This is a genomic window from Vibrio sp. Y176 (assembly GCF_033438945.1).
In genome coordinates, this window is record NZ_JAWOQS010000422.1 from 1 (window position 1) to 754 (window position 754).

A 754-nucleotide genomic window follows, 5' to 3' on the forward strand; every position below is an offset into this window, starting at 1 on the left:
ATTCGTTCTATATTCAGGACGGAATGAACAGTTTGTGAGCCCACAAATACCATTCTTTTTCAGCATTACAGCTCGTCAAAAGCCTCAATAGCCTCTGACAACTTCTTAACGCCGTGGATTTGCATCCCCGGAATGCCACCTTTTGGCATATTAGCAGCCGGGACAATTGCCTTTTTGAAGCCGTGCTTAAACGCCTCGTTCAAACGCTCTTGGCCACTCGGTACCGGACGAATCTCGCCAGCCAAACCAACTTCGCCAAATACCACCACATCTTTTGGCAACGGACGATCGCGAAAGCTTGATAGTAACGCCATCACTAAAGCAAGATCCGCACTGGTTTCTGTTACCTTAACGCCGCCGACTACATTCACAAACACGTCTTGATCGGCCATTTGCAGACCACCGTGCTTATGCAGTACGGCTAATAATAAGGAGAGACGATTCTGCTCCAAACCAACCGCTACGCGACGAGGGTTTGCCAATTGCGAGCAGTCCACCAGCGCTTGAATCTCTACTAATAGAGGACGTGTACCTTCCCACACAACCATGACCGAAGATCCTGACGTCTCTTCTTCGCCACGAGAAAGGAAAATCGCCGATGGGTTACTTACTTCTTTCAGTCCCTGCCCCGTCATCGCAAACACACCTAATTCATTTACCGCACCAAAACGGTTTTTGTGGCTGCGCAGTGTACGGAAACGACTATCTGTTCCGCCATCAAGCAAGACAGAACAGTCAATAATGTGCTCAAGGA

1 protein-coding gene is annotated in these 754 nt (G+C 48.8%); it reads right to left on the reverse strand.

The annotated features are described in order from the left end of the window. Nucleotides 1-65: 65 nt before the first annotated feature. Nucleotides 66-754 (reverse strand): magnesium chelatase domain-containing protein (locus R7O13_RS26450; RefSeq protein WP_318305153.1); only part of this gene is annotated, 689 nt, incomplete at its 5' end.